Origin of the sequence: Chryseobacterium soli, assembly GCF_000737705.1 — a bacterium.
GTDB classification, from domain to species: Bacteria; Bacteroidota; Bacteroidia; order Flavobacteriales; family Weeksellaceae; genus Chryseobacterium; species Chryseobacterium soli.
Genome location: NZ_JPRH01000025.1, coordinates 1 through 1,511 on the forward strand (window position 1 = coordinate 1; position 1,511 = coordinate 1,511).

The window sequence follows — 1,511 nt, forward strand, 5'->3', positions numbered from 1 at the left end:
GACCCTCTCTGCGCTCCCTATTAAGGGACTGCAAAGATACAAACTTTTTTAAATTATCAAAATTAAATTCCGATTATTTTTTAGTTCATTCCTTATATCAATTACTGTCTCTGCGCTACCTACTATCTCTCGTTTTCAGTGGGGCAAAGATAGAAACTTTTACTCCCCCCTCCAACTTTATTTAACATAAAGTTTACTTTTAATTCATACAATGCACTAACTCTCTCAATAGCAGGAAGTAAAATTTAAACATTTATTTAAATTTGGGGAGGATAAGATAGGATTGAGTAGGATTTTATAGGAAAATGTACTGGGAATGGCAGGAAGCAAGAGATAATTTTGTGGGATAATTGTGGAAGTACCGGGGTTTATCGGTAAATATTTTTGAAAAATTATTAAAAGGGATAGTTCCTGGGATAGAAAAATGGTCTAAGGGTATTGATTATAATAAAAATGAGGGTAAGAATATTGATCGGGAGAGATTTCGGTTAAAGCCGGTGGATATTTTTATTGATCAATTTCTTGATTAATTTATGACTAATTCATTATGGTGATAGATTCATTGAGGTGGCCGGGCTAAAGCCCGCCCCTATTGAATAGTATTACCGGAGGTTGAATTATGGCAATCTAAGAACATTGTTATTGTTATTGTTATTGTTATTGTTATTGTTATTGTTATTGATCTATCTCTTGTTCCTGAAGGATTGATTATAATGATAGCCATTACCTGGGGATCTTCATTAATAGAATAATGGTATCATTATCTGTGATAGGATATGGATAGAGGATTATTGGATAGCACTGCTGATATCATTAATATAATAATGGAATCATTATCATCTGCATAGAATTTGGAAGGAGGATTTATGGGTGTCAATGTTGATTCAATTGATATAGTCATTAACGGGAATGAATATGAGAGGAGGATTAATGCATACATATATATAATGTGTTCATAATCTGCAGTAGGATATATAGAAAGGATGGAAAGAGGATTGATTAGTAGATAGCAATGTGATTGATACAAATGGATCTGATTAATCTAATGGTTTGATGATATATGGATATGGATATGGATAATTGATGTAAACGAGATATAATTAATTAGATAGTGATACCATTATCCGGAGGATTGATGAAAACAGTTCGATTAATGCAATATGATCTATACTGTAATATTGTTAGATTGTTAGATTGGTAGATTGGTAGATTAATACATTGTACCATTCATTTTGAGGTATTGATAATGATTGATATAGTGATTGAAGTATTGGTGTAGTGTCTAAAGTATTGAGATAATTGGGGTTGGTTCGTGTATGAGTATGAGATGAGTATAACACAAAAAAAAAAGTCTCATACAACTAAATGTATGAGACTTTTAATAAAAACTGGCGGCGTCCTACTCTCCCGCTTTCGCAGTACCATCGGCGCTGGCAGGCTTAACTTCTGTGTTCGGAATGGGAACAGGTGAGCCCTGCCGCTAAAACCACCCTAAATAAGGTATATGATGC

General features: G+C 33.5%; 1 rRNA gene. It reads right to left on the reverse strand.

The features are described 5' to 3' along the window. Window positions 1-1,386 precede the first annotated feature (1,386 nt). Window positions 1,387-1,494 (reverse strand): 5S ribosomal RNA (rrf, locus tag IW15_RS21810). Between the last annotated feature and the right edge of the window lie 17 nt (window positions 1,495-1,511).